The sequence below is a fragment of the Marinobacter azerbaijanicus genome, assembly GCF_030250645.1.
Classification (GTDB): Bacteria; Pseudomonadota; Gammaproteobacteria; order Pseudomonadales; family Oleiphilaceae; genus Marinobacter; species Marinobacter azerbaijanicus.
In genome coordinates this window covers 1-22,106 of sequence record NZ_JASSVS010000013.1, presented here as the reverse complement: position 1 = coordinate 22,106, position 22,106 = coordinate 1, and the positions used below count along the sequence as shown (strand labels likewise).

The following is a 22,106-nucleotide window of genomic DNA, read 5'->3' as shown; positions in this document are numbered from 1 at the left end:
TTTTCCCCTATCTTTCCCGCCAGTAGATCACCCGGTCATGGCCACGGTAAACGCCGAAGGTGGCCAGGGCAGAGGGGTTTTCCAGGGTGCCGTCTTCGTCTGCGTCGTCCTTTAGCCAGTCATCCACACTCCATGTCAGCGTGTCCGTGCCCTGAGACCCATCCGGCTGCAGGCGTAACGGGCCTGCCTCACCACTATTGAACATGCCTGAGTCTGGCGCCAATGTGTGATGTTCTGCCAGGCTGGCAATGTTGGCCGTGGTCCAGGGTGAGCAACTATCGGCGGCATTAACCACAAACCGTGATCCATTCCAGTACTCCACTCGGAAGGGCATCGGCAGCTCGGGAATATTCTCCGGGCCATACACATTGTCCATCGCCAGCCGCCCGTACCGCACGTCAAAATCTGCTACAGGGGTGAACGCATAGGGTGCGCCGTCGCCGCTGACACCATCCGCGTCTGTAATATCGGTCACGGCATACTCCAAATCAGGCCCGATAGGCGCCACCCGTGCTTCAGGTAATTTGTTGTAGCGGACGGCGTCTCCAGTGGAGTAATTGAATTGCAGCAACCCGGGCTCCACCACCGTCAGCGTGCCAGTATCGGTGGTGGCGGTTACCGCCATTGGCGCGTTATCACGATTCAGCGCTGTGTTATCCGCCACAGGAACGGTTCGCGTCACGTTTCCTGCCGAAAGCTGCTGAAAACCCGGCTCCGTGTAGTTCAGTGTTCGGGTTCCCTGCACCGATAACGGCTCTATTTCCACGCTCGGCACCAACAACCACCCAATATCCTGCCCCGTGTAGGCGAACGGCGTTGCTACTTTACACTCAGCCTCCAGCTCGCCCGGGTCGACCAGTACATCGAATCGATCAGGATAGAAGCGACCTGCCGGAGAACTGGTACCCTGGGGCACAGTTTTGCCCAGGTAACCGCCAGCAGCCGGTGTTGCCAGAAATTCGAAAACCCCAACTTCCGACACCCGTGCACTGACGGTTTCCGTGGCATCCGCCGACCGTGTATGGGAATACCCCGTTGGCGAGAGAGTTCCATCCGCCCCGCCGGAGGGTGCCACCACCCCCGAAGACAGCGGAACATCCAGCAGACGGAAATTGGGAGTAACGGGGTTCCCCTCACACAGATCACTGTCACTATCGTTCTGCCAGCCAACAGCGGTGATAGAGAGGTCGAAAGTATCCCCGGCTTTCACGAACAACGGACAGGAGGCATCCCCGGCGGCACACTCACCGGCAGTACTCACACAAAGGCCGGCTGGTACACTGACAAACTGGTCCGAGCCGGGCATCACCAGGCCCTCATCCCCTGTAGCTGCAGACCCCAGGTAACGACCATCCAGTTGCATCCGTCCGGCATCCGGATAACGGACCTCCACCTCCGCGATACCGCCGGTTCCAAAGCTCAGCTCAATGGTGGTGGGTGACCCGAAATCACCGCTGACATCCTCACCATCAATGGAAAGGGCTCGGCTTACAGGCCGGCTTGTCTCGTCCGGGTTAACATAGGTGAACCAGAACTGGACTGGCCGCTCCACGTTTTCAAACGCGGGTACGCACGCTTGCGTGCTATCGTCCCGTCGTACCGCCCGCACTTCAACAACATCGGAAGGCTTGTGGGATATCAGGTCCGGCACGTCGAATGCCAGGCCGGAATCGAAAAACTCCAGTACGCAGCCTGCCTCAGAAAGCCCTCCGCCGCCGGCCTGGCAAAGAGTGACGGCCTGGGGTCGTGTGGATGGCTGAGAACCGATAACATCCAGCGTGACTTCTCCGGCAACTGTATTCTGCAGTGTCGCCTCACTGAAGCCACCGGAAAAATTGACTACATTCCCGTCCTGCCAGCCATCCGAAGGTGACAGAGTAGCCTGAACCGGATCGGTGAATAATTGCTCACAACTTTCATTGGCACAGGCACGAATAGTGACAGTCTCCGGCTGACAGGTTAGCGCCACGCCGTCGTGGAGAATTTCAAAATGGTCAATCTGCTCACCCACGGGGTTTAACTGAAGCGCGCAAAGCTCGATGTTGTCGAGCTCGTGGATGTTTGTGGAACCGCCGGTGGATCCGGTCAGGGAAAGAAGGAAATTTTCCGGTACGTCCGGCTGTCCATCTTCATTCAGTGCATTGAATGGGCCTATCAGCTCCTGAAAATTGTTTCCCGTGCCTGTCAGATCTCGCTCCACTGAAACCAGAGCGTCACCAGCATTGCGGGAATCCACAGTAATCCTGTAACGGTGAGCCGACGGATTACCGCCAGGCTGGTCAATACCCGTTACAAGTGTGCCGGTACCTCTGAGGAAACGATAGCCTCCCTGGTAGGCACCCCGAATGGCGACAGCATCTGGCCGAAAGCCCGGCCCGCCCTGTCGACCTTCGGTGGGATTCGAAAAATTGCCAAACTCGTCCAGCCCTATTCCTATCCAACCACCGGCAAAACCCGGGTCGCCATTATTGCGTTGGGCATACCCCAGAGAACCACCGAAACTACCGGGCTGGGGCGTGATGGCGGCATCCGAAAGCACGATAGCCAGGCCGTCCGCCCCAGTGCCGCCATAGGCGTAATAATCAAACTCCAGAATGACAAGGTTATCAGCTCCGGGGATTTCCCTCTGCAGCGTTGCAGCCGTTGACTGGTTGCTTGCAGCTTCAGTCATCCGTAAACGACCACCAACCACTGATGGCTCGAAACTTCCACTGGCCACCGATGTCACCCAATCATCTGCTGAAAGAGCGCTGACAAAATCGTCGGAAAAACAGGCCAGATCTCCGGCCGGATCCACCACTTCAATATTAATCTCATCTGTTCCGAACAACTGTTGCGTAGCGTCGCAGCCGAAAACAATCATGCACTCGCGATACAGCGCCTGGAAGCTCACCGTGTATTCGCCGGGCTCATCAAACGTTACCGCCCGTGTGACGGGTGAGCGGTCACACAGCGTGTCATCGCTAGTGAACTGACTCTGCTCTCCATCAATCGTCCAGCGGTCTTCCCATACCTGGTAGGTATACCAGGGCCCATCCGGTGGACACTCCCGCCCGGTAACGCTCAGTAGAACACTCTCACCCACTTCAACAATGACCGGCCCTGAGCTATCTCCGTTCGCTGATAGCTCCACCGGCGCCGCACACAGCCCCGAGAGCAACCCCGATTCAACGCCGCTGTAATCTGCTATCGGGTCCTGGTTACCGATCGAGATGCCACTGCCGGCAGCCAGCCCGCCCAATATGTCGGCGTTGTTTCCCAGACTCATGCTCCCCGAAGCGTAGACAAGCCCCCGAATGGTAACGTTGTTGCCAATCGATAAATTTCCATCTACGACTAGCAGGAGCTGATCACTGTTACCGCCGGGATTAAAGCTGACATTGTTACCAGTGCTCAGGGAGCCATTAACGAAAACGCGGACCTGCGCTCCGTCGGCCACATTCAGCTGATACCCGTTGTCCAGGTTATCGCTGCGAACAAAATAATCCCCGGAAGATAATGTGGTGCCAGAGGCAGGCCAGGGATTGTCAGCAAAAGCGATGTCAGACAGATCCAGAGTATTGTCCGAGGCCTCCAGGTTTTCGTTCATCCCATCGGGCTCGCCGAATACCTCGGTACAGGACGCTGCCCAGGCTGAAGGAGAGAGAAAGCAGCCGATCACCAGGACCGACAGGACGGCAAAAAATTCACGGGTCCGTTTCATCGTACGCGTACCTCCACTACCCGCGTTGCCTGGTCAGCACCAGCGCCGCATTGACCGGTGCTGGTAATGGTGTAAACAGTATTACCGCCGGAACCACCAATATCCGCAGTGACCGATTCACAGGCCAGCGCTGCGCCACAGGTTTGAAGGCCATCCGCAGCATCAAAGTCCAGCGGACTATTAATGCCGCCGCAGCTATCGGCATCCAGTACGTCCCGCACCGCCACCTGCGCGCCGCTTTCTGCGGCAAAGAAGGCTCGCTGGGACTGAATCTGAAGGCTGATGGATTCGCCACTGCTCTGCTGGAGCTGGGACATACCAAGCACCAGGAACGCCAGCACCGTCACAACGAACAGGGCAACAGGCAGGCCCGCACCAGAATGGCGTTTCAGCGGTTTATCAGGGCACATTGCGAATCTGAACCTCCTGGCTGATGGCGGTGGATTCCCCGGTTTCGGCGTCTTCAAGAACAAAGCTGAATGACACGACAGCCCCGCGTTGAAGTGTGGGTGGGGTCACTTCAAAAACCAGGGAGTTTTCTTTAAGGCTGGCAGCAAGCACTTCCCGCCCTGGATAGTTTGACGGCAGACCAGATGCAGCCGGAGGGTTGATGCCGTAATTACTATAGCGGTAAAGCCAACGATCAGACTGGCAAAGGGCAACCGGCTCACCAACCACATAGAAACGCTTCTCCGGCGATTTCGCCGAGAACCGGTGAATGGCTCCACCGTCGAAAGTAACGGTTACCGGGGGGGCGCCCGCAGGCATGCTGGCTGGAGGCGACACGGGCCCGGGGCTGCTGAGGTCATAGACATCGCTGCCGTAACCGTAAACGACAACCCTGCCGGAAGCGGCCTGCCCGCCGGGCAATGGCACAGCTTCAAAAGAGGATGGAGAGCTGCCTCTCGGTAAATCAAGATAGTTGGATGCCGCCCTGGTGGGCATCCACTCAATACAGGAGCCATCAGCATTGGTGCGGATAGAAGTGGGTAAAGCCGCCCTCAGGCTTCGCGTCACCTGCTCGCTGATCACCACCCCGGCAAGCGCCCTTTGCTGGCGCGAGCTTACATCGATGGCTCCCTGAGTGGACAGGGCAATGAACTGCACCGAGATTGTGGCCACAATAGCCAGCAACACAATGACGATAACCAGCTCAACCAGGGTAAAACCCGCCGCGCGACGCATCAGAAGTTTGCCCTGTAGGCCGAGAACGAAAATGCCTGCCCGCCGGGTGCAGTAATGGCCAGACCAATGCGCTTGGCTTCCGACACCGGCAAACCCACCTCGTCGCCAGCGCAGACCACCGTAACGTCAACCACAAACCCACTGTAACCGTTCAGGACAGCTTCAGCACTTTCCGGGGGTGAATCCGAGGTGTTGTGGTAATCGTCCACATCATCATAGGAATCCCGGGTTTCGCCTCCTTCCGGACCAATATTGCAGGTACCGGCATACTTCGGCGAACCTCCCTGGGGTGTGGCATCGTCGTATTTTTTCGAAATGATCTCATCCATATACAACTGAGCCAGCTCCACTGCCCGGGTCTGGTTCAGAGGGTCTGCGCTGCGACCGGAAATCAGTGCGAAAGCGCCCACCACCCCCGCAATGGCGACGCTGATGATCACAATGGTCATCACCAGTTCCACCAGTGTTGCGCCTCGTTGAAGCCATGTCATGGTTGACAGCTCCCCCTGTAGACCGCGCCCAGTGAACTCAGGCAGGTATCAAAGGTGCTGTCTCCCGTGAAGGTGAATTCGAGGTTTGCTCCGGCAGCCGGCGCACCATTTGCGTTGAACGTAATGGTGAGCGGCAAACCGCCCGGTGCAGAGAGTGTGGCACCCTCCCGGGACAGCTCGAAAGTTCGCGAAGCCGATGTTCCGGCGCCGACGATAAAGCGGAAGTTGCTGCCGTCCTGTTCAATAGTGAGGGTATTGGCGACATTGCCTGCCAGCGCTGCCTGTTGTACAAGCAGCGTGGCGGAAGCAAGTTGCTGGGTTGCCAGCAGGGGAGAAAAGGCAGAACGGCCGGCAAACAGGCCAACACCCAGGGCGGAGAGAACCCCGATCAGGATGATGACCATAACCAGTTCAACAAGTGTGAACCCCGATGACCTCGGGGCGTTCTTTATTGTCATGCCCCTCTCCCGGATACCCGGCCGCCCCCAGGTGAAACGTCAACACGGAATCACCGTAGGTCGGATTAGCGTGAGCGTAATCCGACATTGGGCGGGGCCGGTGATCAGATTTGTCGGATTACGCTTTCGCTAATCCGACCTACTAGACTAGCAATCGCTAGTCGCTCGAGCAGTTACACCACCAGTGGCAGGATTATAGGTAAAGTTACAATCCACAGTGCCGTCCCCATCAGTATCCTCAGCGGATTCCAAGACAATATTGTCGTCAGCGTTGAATGAAAAATCGTTTGCATCTAATTGTGCAGCAGTTCCAATACCATCGACGTCATTCGTTGGATAGCCTTCTGCTGACATCGTTATTCCGGCAGCACCATCGAGGTCAACCGGCTGACTCGCAACACTTCCATTTGCAACCCAACGTGAATGGGCGATTGCCGCCGCAGATTTTACGGAACCAATGCCGCCCTCAAGCGCTGCCTCGCGCGCGTCCGTTCCAAAATCCGCAAACCTAGGCAAAGCAAACGCCGCCAGAATCCCCAAAATCACAATCACCATTACCAGTTCGATAAGGGTGAAACCTTTCTCTTTTCTTGCTGCCATCTGATTCATCACATTCATGGTCTACTCCTGCTCTCGCTTTATAAGTGTTCAGTTGATGACTTTGATCACTTCGCCATTACTGGCGTCGTATTGAATGTTGTCGGTACCACCATTCAGGTTGTACTCGTAGGTGCACACCGAGCCACTCGCCGAAGCGGTATAATCAGTGGTGTCACCACTAATCGCCACGGTTGGCGCATTGGACTGCATCAGGGCCAGCCACAGGTCCCGGCATTCCTCTGCGGTGATGCTGGCAGGGTCGGTATTGCCGCTTACGCCCGTCGGCCAGCCGTCCGCGCTCACGTCCACATTTTCCTCACCAAATCCCGGCAGGTCGGTCTGTGCGCCAGCGGCACCGCGAGCGGTCCATTGCGCGCGCACCAGTGCGACAGCAGCGGCGTAGGCGCCGGAGGTGCCCTGTATGCTTGCACGGTGGGCCTCGTCCGACAGTTCGGCGAACCGTGGCAGCGCAAAGGCTGCGAGAATGGCAAGAATGGATATCACCACCACCAGTTCGATCAGGGTGAACCCCCGTTTCTGGCGCCTGGTTGTTGTTATCGCCTTCATAGCTCGGCCTCCCTGAGGCTTGTTATCAAAAATCAGCATGCCCATTTACACGCTGCATCTCCACCGGCTGAAGCTTCAGCCCGGACTGGAGATCTGCTTCATCAAGGCGTCCATTGCCGTTGCTGTCCGTGAATTCTACTGCCACCACCCAAGCCAGGGGTGTGTCGCGGCTTCCTTGCCTTTCTCCTATGATTATCGGCTGGCGTGGTTGAAATATAACCTGTCCATACCCGCCTGCCGTGTCATTTTTGTGTACTTTGTCACCGGCCTGTAACGGCCTGAAACACCACTGGCCGTGATCCGGCCGCCCCTGCTGGCAGATTCCCTCATACCTAGCCGGTTCAGACTCAAACCAGTGGAAGGGATTGCGTCCCGCCCAGGCTCTGAAATCAGGCCCTTTTTTCAGGCGAATTTCCGCGCCTTTTACCACCAGCACACTCCGGATCTGATTGAGCATCAGTCTTGTGCCTTCCTGCTCAGCCCTTGTCGCTTCTCTTTCCACTACTCCCAGCAGTACCCACCAGAGGACAAAGAGGATACACAGAGCAACCAGAAATCTCAGTCGACGTGAGTTGGTGAGCACCGACATCGCCGAATACTTCTGGCCGACCACTCAGCCACGCCCCATGGCCGCAGCCCCCAGATCCCATATGGGCAGGAACACGCCCAGTGCCAATATCAGAACCAGTATGCCCATGGCCACAATCAGTATCGGCTCTATGGACTCCGCCAGCCGCTTCAGCCCGTAGTCCACATCTTCATCGTAGAAATCGGCCACATTGACCAGCATGTCATCCACGGAGCCGGTCTCCTCACCCACGGCGATCATCTGAAGAATCAGCGGAGTGAACATTTCGCTTTGCCTTGCCGTTCGCAACAGGCTTTCGCCACGCTCGATACCGGCCCGCATTTCCTTGATGTGAATGGAAATCCAGGCATTGTCCGTGGCATCGGAGACCACCGTCAGTGCATGGGTCGCCGGCATGCCCGCCGACAGCATGCTGGCGAAGTTACGGGCAAACCGGCTCAGGGTAATCAGCTCCAGCAGTGGGCCGATAATGGGCACTTTCAGTTTGTAGCGGTCCCACGTCAGCTGGCCCTGCTCGGTCTGCTTCCACTGGCGCACCAGCAGCACGGTCGCGGCGATACCGAAAAGCACGATGTACCAATAGCCCAGCAGGAAATTGGAAGTACCTACCAGCACCTGGGTCAGGAAAGGCAGGTCTGCCCCCAGTTTGTTGAACACCGAAGCGAACTTGGGAATAACCAGGAAATTCACCACCATCAGGGCGCCAAACAGGGCAATCACCACAAACATGGGGTAACGCATGGCCTGTTTGAGACGGCGCTTGGTGTCCCGCTCCAGTTCAAGAATGTCAGAAAGACGCTTGAATGCGTCATCCAGCTGGCCGGTATTCTCACCTACGTGGATCATCGCGATGAACAGTTCCGAAAACACCTTCGGATGCGCCTGCATGGCGGCAGCCATGGTGGAGCCACCTTCCAGGCGGTCGGTGACATCATCCAGCACCTCACCGAGCACCTGTGAGCGTGTCGTGTCGGCAAGACCACGCATGGTCCGTATCAACGGAATGCCAGCCTTGGTCAGCGCATGCATCTGGCGGCAGAAAACAATCAGTTCGTCCAGGGTGATCTTCTTGCGAAAAACAGGCAGTTTGTTCAGCTTCTCACTCAGGGATTCGCTCTCTTCCTGAGCACGGATGGAAAGTGGCGTAATACCCCGGCGCATGAGTTCCGATGCTGCTGCCTCAGCGCTGGGCGCGGTCAGCGCGCCCTGTTGCACGGACCCTCTATTATCCTTGCCCCGGTAACTGAACTGCATCAGAGACCTCCCTCACCGGGCGACGGTTGGTGCGCAGCGGTGCCCTGGGACTCAGAGAGAACGGGCACCTCTTCCAGGGAAATGTCACCTTCCGAGGTGGCGGCCACCCGGGCCACTTCTTCCAGTGTGGTAATCCCTTGCAGGGCAAAGTCCATGGCACACATTCCAAGTGGGCGGTACAGATGGCTCCTGCGGGCTTCGCGGGTAAATCCGGAGATGTCCTCACGCCGCAGCGCATCCAGCATGCCCTCATTCATTTCCAGCATTTCGTAGACACCCAGCCGGCCCCGGTATCCGCTATTGCCGCACTGGTAACACCCCCGGCCATGGACGAAACCGGCTTCCAGGTCCAACGGGTCAAGATCGAACTGGTCCAGCCATATTTTTTCCTGACTGGTGAGTTCGTATGTCTCCCGACAGTTATCACACACCTTGCGCACCAGCCGTTGGGCCACAACGCCAAGCAGGGAGCTGGCCACCAGGAAGGGCTCTACCCCCATATCTATCAGGCGCATGGCGCTGCTGATGGAATCGTTTGTATGCAGGGTGGAAAGCACCAGGTGACCGGTCATGGCCGCGCGCAAACCGATCTCCGCCGTTTCATGGTCGCGCATCTCGCCCACCAGGATGATGTCCGGGTCCTGACGCAGGGCTGCGCGCAATACACTGGCGAATTCCAGGCCAATTTTCGGATTTACCTGCACCTGGGTGATGCGAGGCAGACGGTATTCCACCGGATCTTCTGCAGTGATGATCTTCACTTCCGGGCGGTTCAGCTCCGTCAGTGCCCCGTAAAGGGTTGTGGTTTTACCGCTACCGGTGGGACCAGTAACCAGGATCATGCCGTGGGGCTTCCTGATCATGCGTCGGAAGTTCTCCAGCAGCATTGGCGGCATGCCGGTGGCATCCAGGTTCAACATTCCCTGACTCTGGTCCAGCAAGCGCATGACCACTGACTCGCCGTACTGGACCGGCATGGTGGACACCCGCACGTCGATACTCCGGCCCTTAACCCGGACATTGAAGCGACCGTCCTGGGGAATGCGTTTCTCGGATATGTTCAGGCCAGCCATCAGCTTCAGGCGAAGCACCAGCGCGGAGTTCACCCGCTTCTCCTTCATAACCTGTTCCTGCAGCACACCGTCCACCCGCTGACGAATCCGCACCACAGTCTCGTCCGGTTCGATGTGAATATCGGAGCTGCGGGCCTGTACTGCATCCTCGAACAGGGTCTGCAGAAGCTTCACCACAGGGGCTTCGGCGCTTTCGGATTCGGCGCTGAGGTCTGCCAGGTCAAAGGCATCATCACCCAGCTCATCTTCCAGCTCTTCCGCCAGCGAGGCGATTTCGTCGGTGCGACGGTAAACCAGGTCGATGGTGTTCAGCAGTTCGCTTTCCCGCACAACGGCCTGCTTGATGGGCTGTTTCAGCACCCGAACCAGTTCGTCGTAGGCGAAGATGTCCAGGGGGTCGGCCATGCCCACCAGCAGTTCACCGCTTTGCTCAGCCAGTACAATACTGCGGAAACGGCGGGCCATGGCTTCCGGCAGCTTCTTGACCAGATCGTTGTTGAACTGGAAGTGGCGCAGTTGCACGAAGGGCACATCCAGCTGACGGGAGAGAATGTTCAGGAGATTGTCTTCTTCCACATAACCCAGATCGATCAGGGTCCGGCCCAGCTTCCGCCCGGTATTCTTCTGCTCACGCAGAGCGGTCATCAGCTGTTGCTCAGTGATGACATCATTCTGGACCAGCAGGTCACCTATGCGGATTTTTTTCTTTGCTTCAGCCATGAATCATCCTGCTCGCAATGCCTGTAGCCGCTGACGCACATAGTCCGCCAGCGAACGGGGCAGCCCTGGTAGTTCGGCTGCCTGCCGGTACGCTCTGGCGGCCCCGGCCGGCTCCCCCTGGGCTTCCAGTGAAATCGCCAGCCCCACCCACCACGGGGCCTGGCTGTCATCCCAGGCAATCAGCTCGGCCCAGTGGCGGGCGGCCTCCTGACTTTCTCCCTGCTGCTGCAGCAGTGTGGCGAGGGTCACCCGGTATTCCGCGTGACTGTCAACTGGCGGCACGTTTGAATTGAGCGTATTGACGGCAGCGGCCAGGTCGCTATTGGCATGCTGTGCCCTGGCTCTCAACAACCGCAACTTCGGGTGCTGGGAGGCAATGGCCTCGGGCAGCCAGCCCAGGGCCTGATTCTGTTGACCGTCCACCAGGAGCGCCCTGGCGACCACATAGCGGCTGCGGGGCGCAGTCTGTTTCTGTGTCAGTACTGCAAGACGGCGCTCTGCGTCGATGATGTTGCCCCGGGCCACCAGTCTTTCCAGTTCCCTCGCCGTACTGCGATCCGTTGCGGACGGCGTTTCCGGCGCCTGCTTGACGCCAGCCGTCGACACCTCTTCAGATTGTGATTCCTCAGCCGTGACGGGTTTCGTTTCCTGTTTGGCCGTGTCCTTGCTGGCCGTGGTTTCCGCCACAGGATCCGGCGATGCGGCCGGTTCTGGCTGTCTTGTTTCAGATTCAGCAGCTTCCGGTTCCTGTGTCGGCTTCTGTTTCGGTTCGGGCACGGTCACCTCACGTTGTGGCGCGGCTTCCAGTGCTGCCACTGGTTCGTCTTCCGGCTTCTCGTTATCAATGACCGCAACCTCTCTCTGAACCGCCTGGGCTGGGGACGGCTCGCTCTCTACAACCATTGGCTCCGGTGATGCGCTGCCTGCAAGAATCCAGTACCCCCCCATAATCGCAATGAGAAGCGACAGAACCACCACCGCAACCAGCAGAAAAGGCCGGCTGTTGTGGGACTGTTGCCGCTCGCCCACATAGGCACCTGGGGCCGCTGGCCGGTTCTGGCGCTGCTCCGCTGCTCTCAGTGCATCATTAAGCAGGCTCATAGCCACCTCACCAGCAGGTTGGGCAAACGGGCACTATCGGTATCACGGATCGCCTGCATCACGTGCCATCGGCTGACTTGCCGGTCGCCGCGACCCCAGGCCGATAACAGGGCCTTGTGGGCTATGATATTGACCAGTCGGGGAATGCCGCCGGAGGAGCGGGAGATCAGGCGCAGAGCAGAAGGTGCAAACAGGTCTCCACCGTTGTAGCCGGCCTGGGCCAGGCGATGCCTCAGGTACTGAGCCACAGAGACCCGGTCCAGGGGCGCCAGACGATACTGGAAGGTGATGCGCTGCCGGAGCTGGCGCATGCTATCCCGCTGCAGGAGTGCATCCAGTTCAGGTTGGCCGAACAGGACCACCTGCAGCAAGCGGGTACTTTCGGTTTCCAGGTTGGTCAGCAGCCGCAATGCCTCAATGGTTTCTTCAGGCATGGCCTGAGCTTCATCGATAACCAGCACCACCTGTCTCTGCTCCATGGCCAACGCAATCAGGCGTTCATTCAGCGCCTTGAGTATCTGATGGGTATTGGTGCAACGCGCTACATCCACACCCAGTTCTTCGGCCACGGCTTCGTAAAGGGTATCCGGTGTCAAATGGGGGTTGGGAATGTAGGCCGTATGGGCGGTTTGCTCCAGCTCATTAAGCAGCAACCGGCACAACAGGGTTTTGCCGGTGCCAACTTCGCCGGTGATCTTTATAAAACCCTCACGCTCACGCAATGCCACCAGCAGCAACTCCAGCGCATCGCTATGGCTGCGTGCCCGAAGGAAGTAGCGGGTGTTGGGCGTCAATGCAAACGGTGCTTCCTGCAGTCCGAAATAGGATTCGTACATGCTAGCGTCTGGCTTTCTCCGGCTGGGGTGTAACGGACTCAGATGATTCCAGCAGCTCACGCAGAACCTGCATCCGCTCGCGGCTGGCCGATACATCCGCATTCATCTGCTGACTGCCGGCAACGACCGGTCGCAAAAGGATCACCAGTTCGCTTTTTCGGGACTGAAAACGGCGTTGCTTGAAAAGCTCCCCCAGCAAAGGAATCTCACTGAAGAACGGCACCGCCGAATTGTTGTCTTCGCTGGTATTCTGGATAAGACCACCAATCACGACAATCTGACCGCTCTCGGCACGAATCACGCTGTCTGTCTCACGGACGGTGCTTCGGGCCAGAGGCAAGGTCACATCCCGGTCGCCCACGGTAATGACCTTTTCCTGATCATTCACTTCGCTAACAGAAGGATGAACGTGCAGGGTGATGGCGCCGTCTTCAGCAATCTGTGGTGTCACATCCAGGGAAATACCGGAGAAAAACGGCGTCAGCTCCACGGATGTAGACGTCCGATCAGTAGCTGTGACCGCCGAGTTGTTATCATCAAAATCAATGTCCGTGACAAAGAACTCGTCCGTGCCCACCTTGATCACCGCCTTCTGATTGTTCACGGTGGAAATTCGCGGACTCGACAGTATCTGCACATTGCCCTGCTCACCCAGCAGTTCAATCAGCCCGGTAAAATCACCCGCACGTACACTGGCCGAGAACAGCCCACCAATGTCAGATGTTCTGATAGCCTGCCCCGCCAGTGCCTGAGCGGTAAAATCCTCCGGCAGCCCATCTGAAGCGGTAATGCTGGAAGCACTCTGGATATCCGCCCAGTTGATGCCCTGCTGATACCCTTCGTTGAGGCCAATCTCCAGGATCTTTGCTTCCAGCACAACCTGCCGCTGCATGATCAGCTGGGTACGGCGCAGATACTCTTCCACCTGCCGGAGAGAGTCACCATCGGAACGCACCATCACCAGACCAGCGCCCGCGTTGACGATGACCTGGCTGCCGTTGTCCGTTCCGATGATCATCTTCAGGGCACGCTCAATGTCCTGCCAGAAATCAGATTCCGTTTCGGTGGAAATCCGCGTACCAACCAGGTTTGCGGTCGTATCGTTGTCACCATTACCACGGGTTGAACCGGCCCCGGTCGAGTTGTCCCGCGAACTGCTGACCTGCCCGGAACTGACACGGGTTTCGGAACCGCCGCTGCGCTTGAAGTGGAGGTAGTCAATCGGGAACATTCGTGTCTGGACACTGTTGGCCTGCACCCTGAAAAGGCGGCCGCTGCGCTGGATGTCCAGGCCGTACAGATCGCCGGCAATGTCCATTACCTCGGGAACAGTGACATCCCGGAGCCTCAGGTCAACGGTGGCATTTACATCCGGGTGCACCACCACGTTGTAGCGACTACCCTCCACCAGCGCCTCGAAGAATGGTCCGGCCGCCAGCCCCCGGGCATTCACATCGAAGCGCTCTTCATCATCCGCTGCAGAGGATAACGAGGGCATAAGCGCTGCGCTGACGTCTTCCGGTACATCACCGGACATCTCTTCCGACCTGTCTTTTCGTTGCTGCTCCGCTTCAGCCTCGGCCATTGCATCGTCAATGGCAGTCGCGGCGTCTGTCGAGGTGGCCTGACTGGTCCGCATCAACGGATTATTGCTGCAGGCCGTCAATACCATGGCCAGTAGCAGGGTCAGAATCGTTCGGTTCAGTGTCATAGCAGCTCGTCTGTCTGTCATTGCGAACTCCGCACTTGCGGAAGGGGGTCCAGGCGTAAAACTCGCACTCGTCCCTGATCGACCAGCTCTACCCGGTCCGGGTGGATCCGCCTGATGCGAACACCCTCGAATGTCTGTCCCTCCCTGCGGGCAACGCCATCGATAACCGCCACCCTGCGATCATTGCCTATAAATATCGATGCCAGTGTGAACTCTTTTTCTGGCGCCTGAGCCTGCCGGACAGCGCCAAAGCCTTCCGGTCGGGTCGGGTCCTGCAGAGCCAGAGCCGTCATGGGCGCCAGGGCCAGTATTGCGACCAATAGCAGTCTCATCTCACACCCCCAGCCATGCGCGATCGAGGCTCAGGGTTCGAACCCGGATCCTGACTTCATTATCGGGATAGTCACTGGAATCGTATTCCAGCAGCACCCACCCCAAACGGGCATCCATGGCCTCAAGCGTCTCAAGATAGGCCAGCACGTCCATATAATCACCGCGAACAGCTATTTCAGCATCGTGGGCAAACAGCAGTGGCTCTGCGGCTTGCCCGCCGCCGGCCTGGTCTCCTGTATCATCGGGCTCGCTCTCAAATACGGCCACCGGCGCCATGAGTTCCAGCCCCAGAAGCTCCAGTTTACCCTGGGCGGTCAGCATATCCCGTAACAGCCCGACCATGGCCCGGGGCGCAATCAGCCGCCCCGTGGTTTCAGCAAGTTCTCTGTTGAGTCTATCCAGCCTCTGTTCCCGGGCAGCGAGCTGTTCTCTCAACACCTGTGACGGATCAGATGCCAGTTGCGCTGTAAGCACTTCCTGCTCTTCCGTCAGGGACGCCCTGGTATCTGACAATGCTATCTGGCGGAAACGAAGCTGTTCGTTGGCTGCCTTAACCGGAGCAACAGCAAGCTCCCAGCCAGCAAACAGAATCACCACAACCGCAGTAACGACAAGCAGCAGCCGTTCCCGTACGGGCCGGCCGTTAAACCACTCTGTCCCCCGATCCAACTGCTGACGAAAAGCTGGTGTCATCGCACACTCTCCCCGCCAGCTTCCGTTGCCACACTGAAATCGATCCAGCGCCCGTCTTCCTCGCGATCCAGCCGGAAACTGCCGAAGGTTTTGCCTGCAAAAGCAGGCTCCTCACCGAGCTTTTCAAGGTACACCGGCACAAGGCGGCCCGATTGCGCACTGCCGGCCAGGCCAACCTCTCCGCTGCGGGCGTCGAGCCGTATATGAGTCAACCAAAGCCCACCCGGTACCTGGCGCGCTAACGCGGACATCGGCGCAGAGAATCCGGCTGTTTCAGTAGCAATCAGTTTTTCCACTCGATCCAGCAATTGCTGTCTTCGTGCCAGTGTGTCGGTCACACGATCCAGCGCCGCCTCTACTTCTGGGTCGGGCTGGCGAGCTTCCACATCCCTCCTCAGTTGCGCAACAGAATTCTCAAGTCGTTCATTCTGTTGCTGCAGCGCGCCAACTTCTGCCTGCAACCGGGATTCCTGGTAGCGGACAACGCCAGCAGCCACTGCAATTCCAGCCAGGGCGAGAACCACAAGGGATAGCGCGACACCAGCCTGCAACTTTTCCTTGCGAGGACGAAGTTCATCGGTATAGAGGTTCACCTGCTGGGTTTTCTCAGCGCCCCCATCCACCATGGCCAGGCTGGCACTCCAGGCTACGAGACAGCGGCTATCCAGAGGCTCATCAAGGCCAAAAGGCGTCCAGTCCAGTGTTTCAACGTTAGCAGCCACATAGGACGCCAACATGGATGACAATGGCATAACACTGTCACGAGCCACCAGACGGATGACGGCAGGCGGCACCTGCCCCAGCTGACTTTCGTAATAGTCCAGGGAGCGCTGCATTTCCAGCGCCAACGACTGCACCGCATTCTCCTGGCTGGATGCATCCCGGAGATCATCCGAGGTTACGTCCAGCCGCCTGGACAGATACAGCGTCTCCCCCTTGCACACGATCATCTGTCCGAACCGCTCGCGCATATGAACCAGCGCTGCTCCCCGCCGAGCCGGGTCTATGCGGGGTATGAGGTTGCGCAGCGCCAGCTCCGCAATATCAATGGCGACGAGAGTAAGACCACAATTCTCTAACAGCGACACCAGTTCGCCAGCGAGGGATTTTCGTGCAGCAACCACGTTCACCAGCTTCCCTCGACCGCGGGAAGCGTCCTCGGGGAAGGGAAACACATCAGAGACCGCATCGGAGGGATTGAAATCGAGAAAATCCTTGAGCTTCCACTTCAGAGCGTCCCCGAGCTCGGACTCATCAATGCCTTCAGGACGTTCCAACTGGAAGACCTGGTATTGATCAAGAGGGAGAACGAGTGTGGTGTCGGCGCCAGCCCAGCCACGCTCACTGGACAGGGCGGAGAGTACCTCTTCCCGACGCGCCGGGGAGCAATCAGAAAAACCGGCACCCCCTCCGGATTCTGCCCAGGCAATCCCGTCCGGGCGAGTTTCCAGATAGACGTGTTGCCGCTTGGCGGAACGCCGCAGAATTTTCGTTAGAAAGCTTAGGGCCACTCGCCAGCCTCAGTGCTCAAGAAATGCACGGATTTTACATTGGACCTTCATGATAGTTGAGAAAGTGAACGTAATTCCATGTTTTCTTGTTTGATTTGACCTGTTTTTGCAACTCGTTAACAGAAAAGCCCCCGCCGGGCGGGGGCTTTTCCATGTCGAAGGATACTCAGAACGGAATATCGTCGTCGAAATCATCAACCGGTTCCGGCATGCTTCCCTGGGAGGGCTGGCTGTAACCACCGCCTCCGGACTGCTGCCCTGACTGGTTTGCCGCTGCCGGTGCTGCGTTACCTGCCTGTTGCGGACGGCCTGCGGGAGCACCCTGATTCATGCCTCCGCCCTCGCCACCGCGGCTATCGAGCATCTGCATCTGGCCGTTGATATCCACCACCACCTCGGTGGTGTAAACGTCCTGACCTTCCTTGTTCTGCCATTTTCGCGTCTGAAGCTTGCCCTCGATGTAAACCTTCGAACCCTTGCGCAGGTACTGGCCGGCAACCTCGGCAATTTTGCCGAACATCACGACCCGGTGCCATTCGGTTTTCGGCACCAACTGGCCTGTTTGCCTGTCCTTGTAGCTTTCATCTGTTGCAAGGTTCAGGTTTACCACCGCGTTTCCATTCGGGGTATAACGGGTGTCCGGATCCTGCCCCAGGTTCCCGATCAGAATAACCTTGTTTACGCCTCGTGCCATGATCTGCTCCTGACTCTGTTTTCAGGGATAGCCTGCTTTCCCTGCAGGCCTCCGATTTTCAAGAACTGCTACCCTGCCGGACAAATGAAAAGTCCGCAAGCGACAGTTCATCGAATGTCTGACGATCCACCTTGAGGTAGGCCGTTTCCGCCTCTTCCAGAATGACCACATCCTGCACCCCGGGAAGCTTCCTCAGCGCATCGTCAATATCATCAAACTGGCTGTGCGCCACATGCTGTAACTGTACCACGAAACTGGCGGTGTAACCCGGGCTCGGCATGGTCAGAGCCACCGCCAGCCAGAGCAGCAGCACGATCACCATGAACCATAACACTCCCTGCAAGCCCAGTTGCTCAAGAAGCAGCCCTCCCATGGCGCCACCCAGAAACGCGCCAAAAAACTGGGAAGACGAATAGACCCCCATGGCCGTACCCTTTGATGCTGCGGGTGACTCCTTGCTCACCAGCGATGGCAGGCTCGCCTCCAGAAGATTGAACGCCATGAAGAAAAAGAACAGTACACCCCAGGCGGCTACCAGACTCCCTGAAAGACCGCCCATACTGGCGGTTGAAATAGCCAGCAGAGCAATAGCTCCGCACAGGATCGGTTTCATCCTGCGTTTTTTCTCGCCGATAATGATAAACGGCACCATAGCGAAAAACGAGGTCACCATGACCGTCAGGTAAAACCACCAGTGGGAGGATGCGGGCAGGCCCAACTGATCCTGAAGCATTGTCGGAAAGACCAGGAATATCGCAGTAAGAACCAGATGAAGGGCGAATATGCCGAAGTCCAGTCGCACCAGTCGGCTATCAGACAGGACCGTACCCAGCATTGCCCTGGCCGGATGGGTATCAGCACTGGACTTGTGCTCATGGGGCGTTGGCACCAGGCGGCTAACAACCACCATCGCCAAGACTGCCAGCACCGCTGTGGTGTAGAAAATGCCAGAAAGTCCAAACGCCGAACCCAGCAGCGGACCCAGCACCAGCGAAACGGAGAAAGACAGACCAATGGAAATACCCACCGTCGCCATGGCCTTGGTTCGCTCTTCCTCACGGGTCAGGTCACTGAGCAACGCCATCAGCACACTGGCAATGGCTCCCGCCCCCTGAAGAATCCGCCCGGCGATTACGACGTATATGGAGTCTGTGGCAGCGGCCAGCAAGCTACCCGCGGCGAACAATACCAGACCGATATAGATCATCCGCTTGCGGCCAACCCGGTCTGACAGCATACCGAAGGGTATCTGCAGCACAGCCTGGCTGAGCCCGTAAGCACCGATGGCCAGACCGATGAGGGCCGGCGTGGCGCCCTCAAGGTCAGTACCAAGCAGAACGAAAACCGGCATGACCATGAAGAGCCCGAGCATCCTCATGGCGTACACAGATGCCAGTGCTGCAACGGAGCGTCTTTCCAGTGAATTCATGGGGCGCCTAACGGTACGGGTTCGGGAAACGTAGGTTCAGAAGGGTGCCTGCCCTTCGAAAAATCGCTGCGCATTGTAACAGAAGCCACCCTGGCAAAGCATATTGCATTTAAGTGCTTCAAAGCATCCTGGCCTTGGCCGGTGGGGGCCCAAACACGGTATAATCTCCGTTTTTTCGACAGCGAGGTATTATGGACCATATCCAGATCAAAGGGGCACGAACCCACAATCTGAAAAACATTGACCTGGATATGCCAAGGGACAAGCTGATCGTAGTTACCGGCCTGTCCGGTTCCGGGAAATCGTCCCTTGCGTTTGACACTCTCTATGCAGAAGGTCAGCGCCGCTATGTGGAATCCCTGTCCACCTACGCCCGGCAGTTTCTGTCAATGATGGAGAAGCCGGATGTAGACCACATTGAAGGCCTTTCACCGGCCATCTCCATCGAACAGAAAAGCACTTCCCACAACCCGCGCTCTACCGTTGGCACCATTACGGAAATCTACGATTACCTGCGACTGCTGTTTGCGCGCGCCGGGGAGCCACGCTGCCCGGACCACGATCAGCCACTGGAAGCCCAGACCATCAGCCAGATGGTGGATCAGGTGCTGGCCATGCCAGACGACAGCAAGCTGATGATCCTTGCGCCGGTAATCCGGGACCGCAAGGGCGAACACCTGCACGTTATCGATACCATGCGCAGCCAGGGCTTCATTCGCTTGAGGGTTGATGGCCGTGTCTACGACATCGATGACGTTCCTTCGCTGGACAAAAAACGTAAACACCAGATTGACGTGGTCGTGGACCGATTCAAGGTCAAACCGGGACTGGAACAGCGGCTAGCGGAGAGCTTTGAAACCGCATTGGGGCTGGCCGAGGGTATCGCTCTGGTTGCCCCCATGGATAACGAGGGAGAGGAACACACCTTTTCCGCCCGCTATGCCTGTAACCAGTGTGGTTATGCCATCAGCGAACTGGAACCGCGTCTGTTTTCCTTCAACAACCCGGCAGGCGCCTGCCCCACCTGCGACGGTCTGGGTGTCAAACAGTTTTTTGATGCCGAGAAAATCGTGCAGCATCCGGAAGCCACCCTTGCCGAAGGGGCCATCAAGGGCTGGGACCGTCGCGCAGTGTATTATTTCCAGATGCTGGCCAGCGTTGCCGAGCACTACGGTGTCGATATGGACACTCCCTGGGAAGACCTTCCGGAAGACTTCCGCCAGGTATTGCTTCATGGCTCCGGCACCGAAGACATTCCATTCCGCTACGTGAACTCCCGCGGACATATCATGGAGAAGGCCCACCCCTTCGAAGGCATCCTGCCCAATCTCGAGCGCCGCTACCGGGAAACCGAATCACAGAGCATGCGGGAGGAACTGGCGCGCAACCTCAGCACTCAGCCCTGCAAGGAGTGTGGAGGTTCGCGGCTGCGGCGCAGTGCACGGCATGTATTCATCGAGAAGAACAACATCTCCGATGTGACCCACATGCCCGTTGGTGACGCCCATGAGTACTTCGGAAAACTCGCCCTGCCCGGCCGCAAGGGCGAGATCGCCGAGAAGATTCTCAAGGAAGTCCGCCAGCGCCTGCAATTTCTGGTCAACGTCGGGCTGGAGTATCTGACGCTTGAGCGTAGCGCCGACACCCTATCCGGCGGTGAAGCACAGCGCATCCGACTGGCCAGTCAGATTGGCGCAGGGCTGGTGGGGGTAATGTATATCCTCGATGAGCCCTCAATAGGCTTGCATCAACGAGACAACGACCGCCTCCTTGCCACACTGTTCCACCTTCGCGACCTGGGCAACACCGTTATTGTTGTTGAACATGATGAAGACGCCATTCGCGCAGCAGACCATGTTATCGACATTGGGCCGGGTGCCGGTGTTCACGGAGGCCACATCATTGCCCAGGGCACTCCCGAAGATATTATTGCCTCCGAGGAATCCCTCACCGGCCAATATCTGTGCGGCAAAAAAGAAATCGCAATTCCCGAGCGGCGCCACACCAACAATGGAAAAAGCCTGGTACTCAAAGGCGCCACCGGCAACAACCTCAACAGCGTTACGCTGACACTGCCCCTGGGCGTCATGACCTGTGTTACAGGCGTTTCCGGCTCTGGCAAGTCCACCCTGATCAACAGCACCCTGTACCCGGTTTGCGCAGCAAAGCTCAACAAGGCCACGAGCCTGACCCACGCTCCCTACGAGTCCCTGAAAGGCCTGGACCAGCTCGATAAGGTTATCGATATTGACCAGAGCCCTATCGGCCGGACACCGCGATCGAACCCGGCCACCTATACAGGTCTCTTCACCCCGATCCGTGAACTGTTCGCCGGCACTCAGGAAGCCCGCTCCCGTGGTTACAAACCCGGCCGCTTCAGCTTTAACGTCAAGGGTGGTCGCTGTGAGGCCTGCCAGGGCGACGGAGTCATCAAGGTTGAAATGCACTTCCTTCCAGACGTTTACGTGCCCTGCGACGTCTGCAAAGCCAAACGCTACAACCGGGAAACCCTTGAAGTCCGCTACAAGGGCAAAAACATCCATGAAGTGCTTGAGATGACCGTGGAGGAAGCCCGGGAGTTTTTTGACCCCGTCCCGTTCCTGGCCCGCAAGTTGCAGACACTGATTGATGTTGGGCTGTCCTACATTCGCCTGGGCCAGAGCGCCGTCACCCTATCAGGAGGCGAAGCCCAGCGTGTAAAACTCGCCAAGGAGCTGTCCAAGCGCGATACCGGTAAGACTCTCTACATTCTTGATGAGCCCACCACAGGCCTTCACTTTTACGACATCCAGCAACTACTGACCGTTCTTCAAAGATTGCGGGACCACGGCAATACCATTGTAGTGATCGAGCACAATCTGGATGTTATCAAGACAGCGGACTGGATTATTGATCTCGGGCCCGAGGGTGGTTCTGGTGGTGGTCGGATTGTGGCTGAGGGTACGCCTGAAGCGGTGGCTGAGGTTGAGGGGTCGCATACGGGGCGGTATTTGAAGGGGGTGTTGGACAGGAATTTGAAGTAGGGGCCGCGGCCTGGGTGTCGGTATACGGCCCTTCGAGCCTAAACCGACCTACTTAATGGTAAGCGGCCGGTAATCCCATCTTGAGCCTGGCGCTGCTGCCGTCAGGATAGTGTCCACTTATTTTCTAGTGGACAC

Annotated in this window: 19 protein-coding genes; 1 reads left to right on the top strand and 18 read right to left on the bottom strand. The window is 57.7% G+C overall.

Translation table 11 applies throughout. From position 1 onward, the window contains the following. Nucleotides 1-7 precede the first annotated feature (7 nt). The 18 genes from QPM17_RS19435 to QPM17_RS19350 all read right to left on the bottom strand — a co-directional run bounded on the left by QPM17_RS19435 (nt 8) and on the right by QPM17_RS19350 (nt 18,948). Nucleotides 8-3,703 carry a DUF6701 domain-containing protein gene (locus tag QPM17_RS19435; protein ID WP_285393017.1) on the bottom strand — a complete coding sequence of 1,232 codons (3,696 nt, stop codon included), beginning with the start codon at nt 3,701-3,703 and terminating at the stop codon, nt 8-10. After that, entirely contained in the window at nt 3,700-4,113 is a 414-nt protein-coding gene (locus QPM17_RS19430; RefSeq protein WP_285393015.1) for a hypothetical protein, read from the bottom strand. The genes QPM17_RS19435 and QPM17_RS19430 overlap by 4 nt, the downstream gene beginning before the upstream one ends. Then, entirely contained in the window at nt 4,103-4,888 is a 786-nt protein-coding gene (locus QPM17_RS19425; RefSeq protein WP_285393013.1) for a PulJ/GspJ family protein, read from the bottom strand. The genes QPM17_RS19430 and QPM17_RS19425 overlap by 11 nt, the downstream gene beginning before the upstream one ends. Continuing rightward, entirely contained in the window at nt 4,888-5,379 is a 492-nt protein-coding gene (locus QPM17_RS19420; protein WP_285393011.1) for a type IV pilus modification PilV family protein, read from the bottom strand. The genes QPM17_RS19425 and QPM17_RS19420 overlap by 1 nt, the downstream gene beginning before the upstream one ends. Beyond that, nucleotides 5,376-5,837, bottom strand: a complete 462-nt coding sequence (locus QPM17_RS19415) for a type II secretion system protein (RefSeq protein WP_285393009.1) — start codon at nt 5,835-5,837, stop codon at nt 5,376-5,378. The genes QPM17_RS19420 and QPM17_RS19415 overlap by 4 nt, the downstream gene beginning before the upstream one ends. Before the next feature lie 147 nt (nt 5,838-5,984). Next, complete coding sequence (locus QPM17_RS19410) at nt 5,985-6,455, bottom strand: type IV pilin protein (protein WP_285393007.1); 471 nt, start codon at nt 6,453-6,455, stop codon at nt 5,985-5,987. A 30-nt stretch (nt 6,456-6,485) separates the two neighbouring features. Then, complete coding sequence (locus QPM17_RS19405; protein ID WP_285393005.1) at nt 6,486-7,004, bottom strand: type II secretion system protein; 519 nt, start codon at nt 7,002-7,004, stop codon at nt 6,486-6,488. Nucleotides 7,005-7,029: 25 nt separating this feature from the next. After that, the gene (locus QPM17_RS19400) at nt 7,030-7,617 is read right to left on the bottom strand and encodes a hypothetical protein (protein WP_285393003.1); all 588 of its coding nucleotides are present in this window, start codon (nt 7,615-7,617) and stop codon (nt 7,030-7,032) included. Next, a complete protein-coding gene (locus QPM17_RS19395; RefSeq protein WP_285393001.1) occupies nt 7,618-8,847 on the bottom strand; it encodes a type II secretion system F family protein in 1,230 nt (409 codons plus the stop codon). Further along, nucleotides 8,847-10,640: a GspE/PulE family protein gene (locus tag QPM17_RS19390; protein WP_285393000.1), complete on the bottom strand. Its 1,794-nt coding sequence runs from the start codon at nt 10,638-10,640 to the stop codon at nt 8,847-8,849. Before QPM17_RS19390 ends, QPM17_RS19395 begins: the two co-directional genes overlap by 1 nt. A gap of 3 nt (nt 10,641-10,643) precedes the next feature. After that, nucleotides 10,644-11,741 carry a tetratricopeptide repeat protein gene (locus tag QPM17_RS19385; protein WP_285392998.1) on the bottom strand — a complete coding sequence of 366 codons (1,098 nt, stop codon included), beginning with the start codon at nt 11,739-11,741 and terminating at the stop codon, nt 10,644-10,646. Then, nucleotides 11,738-12,577, bottom strand: coding sequence for an ExeA family protein (locus QPM17_RS19380; protein WP_285392996.1), 840 nt, complete (start codon nt 12,575-12,577; stop codon nt 11,738-11,740). The genes QPM17_RS19385 and QPM17_RS19380 overlap by 4 nt, the downstream gene beginning before the upstream one ends. Before the next feature lies 1 nt (nt 12,578). Beyond that, nucleotides 12,579-14,309: a pilus (MSHA type) biogenesis protein MshL gene (gene mshL, locus QPM17_RS19375; RefSeq protein WP_285392994.1), complete on the bottom strand. Its 1,731-nt coding sequence runs from the start codon at nt 14,307-14,309 to the stop codon at nt 12,579-12,581. Further along, complete coding sequence (locus tag QPM17_RS19370) at nt 14,306-14,620, bottom strand: hypothetical protein (protein WP_285392992.1); 315 nt, start codon at nt 14,618-14,620, stop codon at nt 14,306-14,308. The genes mshL and QPM17_RS19370 overlap by 4 nt, the downstream gene beginning before the upstream one ends. 1 nt (nt 14,621) lies before the next feature. Beyond that, complete coding sequence (locus tag QPM17_RS19365) at nt 14,622-15,314, bottom strand: MSHA biogenesis protein MshJ (protein ID WP_285392991.1); 693 nt, start codon at nt 15,312-15,314, stop codon at nt 14,622-14,624. Next, a complete protein-coding gene (locus QPM17_RS19360; protein WP_285392989.1) occupies nt 15,311-16,825 on the bottom strand; it encodes a PilN domain-containing protein in 1,515 nt (504 codons plus the stop codon). Before QPM17_RS19360 ends, QPM17_RS19365 begins: the two co-directional genes overlap by 4 nt. Nucleotides 16,826-16,991: 166 nt before the next feature. Beyond that, on the bottom strand, nt 16,992-17,519 hold the full coding sequence (gene ssb / locus QPM17_RS19355; RefSeq protein WP_285392986.1) for a single-stranded DNA-binding protein: 528 nt from the start codon (nt 17,517-17,519) through the stop codon (nt 16,992-16,994). A gap of 58 nt (nt 17,520-17,577) precedes the next feature. Further along, entirely contained in the window at nt 17,578-18,948 is a 1,371-nt protein-coding gene (locus QPM17_RS19350; protein ID WP_285392984.1) for an MFS transporter, read from the bottom strand. A gap of 191 nt (nt 18,949-19,139) precedes the next feature. Between QPM17_RS19350 and uvrA the strand changes: the two genes are divergently transcribed. Next, nucleotides 19,140-21,971 carry an excinuclease ABC subunit UvrA gene (gene uvrA, locus QPM17_RS19345; protein ID WP_285392982.1) on the top strand — a complete coding sequence of 944 codons (2,832 nt, stop codon included), beginning with the start codon at nt 19,140-19,142 and terminating at the stop codon, nt 21,969-21,971. Nucleotides 21,972-22,106 lie beyond the last annotated feature (135 nt).